The sequence below is a fragment of the Virgibacillus sp. MG-45 genome (assembly GCF_036409425.1).
In the GTDB taxonomy this organism is placed as follows: domain Bacteria; phylum Bacillota; class Bacilli; order Bacillales; family Amphibacillaceae; genus LDC-1.
On the sequence record NZ_JAXOFU010000023.1, the window covers coordinates 1 to 1,499 of the forward strand.

At 38.2% G+C, this 1,499-nt stretch carries 1 protein-coding gene; it reads right to left on the reverse strand.

Annotated elements, in window-relative coordinates:
• Positions 1-221: 221 nt before the first annotated feature.
• Complete coding sequence (locus SPK86_RS15150; RefSeq protein WP_330949765.1) at positions 222-1,400, reverse strand: IS256 family transposase; 1,179 nt, start codon at positions 1,398-1,400, stop codon at positions 222-224.
• Between the last annotated feature and the right edge of the window lie 99 nt (positions 1,401-1,499).

The window sequence follows — 1,499 nt, forward strand, 5'->3', positions numbered from 1 at the left end:
GGTAGTGTCAAGAATTCTGTGTAAGCATTATTTTTTCATTCTCCGTCAAGAAAATGCAGTGAGGTTTTATATGGAGAAGCGGGCGTGATAGCCTAATTTCGCCCAGCCAACTGTTTTCCAAAAGCTGGGTCTTGGCGTGGAAATCATGCCCGCAGAGGCTCCATGTCAAACCGAACGTTTTAGTATGTTGGCCACAAAAAGGAAGTTCCTCTAGTGTTGTTTTATTCTATTGTAGTGCCATATCTAGATTCAAACATGGACTTCAGCTCTCCTCGTACCGAGGCAAACTCTGTTATTGCCCTTTTATTCCACCTTTCGTTATAATCCTTCGAAACGAGGTAAACAATCTTTTCTACAGCCTTTTCGTTTGGGAGACTGTTCATCGTTTTTGTACGTTTTTTTACTTCCTTAATCGTGCGCTCAATGGTGTTAGTAGTATAGATCTGTGATTGAATATTCTTTGGATAATCAAGAAAAGTTAATAAGACGGAAAGGTCTTGTTCCCATGAAGATATAACCTTTGGATAAACCTTATTCCACTCTTCTTTCAATTTACTAAAATAGTGAACAGCTTGCTCTTTAGAAGCTGCTTTATAAACCTTCTTAAGGTCCGTAGTGAATGTCTCTTTATCCTTTTGTCGAATGGAAGAAAGGACGTTCCGTACTTTATGGACCACGCAGCGTTGCACATCAGCTTTGGGGTAAACTTCCTTGAACGCAGTTTCAAGCCCACTAAGCCCATCAAATACGCCCAATAATACTTCTTCCAATCCTCGATTCCGAAGATTAGTTAAGATTTCTTTCCATCCAAGTGCACTTTCTTTTCCTCCGACATAAAATCCCACAATCTCTTTATAACCTTCATCTGTAATCCCTACAATAACGTAAACTACTTCACTATCTACGTCTTGCCGACGTAACTTCAAGTACGTCCCATCTAAATAAAGGACCGTATATCTTTTGTCCAAAGGACGTTGTTGCCACTCTTCAATTTCTTCCACAAGCACATTTGTAATATTACTAATCGTTGTTGCGGAATAGGTATTCCCTAGAATTCTTTCAATAAATGTGCCAATTTCGCGTGTACTAAAACCTTTGTTGTACATCGTTATAATGCTTTCCCCCAGCCATCTCTCTCTCCGTTGGTAAGGGTCAAATAAACTTGTTTGAAAATGTCCTTCGCGATCTCTTGGTATGGAGAGGTCTTCGATGCGTCCGTATCGAGTATCTAGACCACGCTCATAATAGCCATTTTTACTATTCTTAAGTTCTGGGTGCTCTACCTCAAAATAATTCTTAAATTCCTCTTTTAATATTACTTCTAAGTTTTCTTGTACAAAACTACGGACCATAGATTCAATTTGATTAGAAAAAATATTTTCAGTTATACTAGTAGACATAGGTAAGGTACATCCTTTCTGGTTTTTGTGGTGATTAACTAGAGGATTTACCTTACCTTTTTGTTTTATACTTCTTTACACAAGATATTGTACGTCATC

Bases quoted from the DNA above. Each gene is read 5' to 3' on its own strand.
- SPK86_RS15150 (WP_330949765.1), bottom strand. From the start codon at position 1,400: ATGTCTACTAGTATAACTGAAAATATTTTTTCTAATCAAATTGAATCT.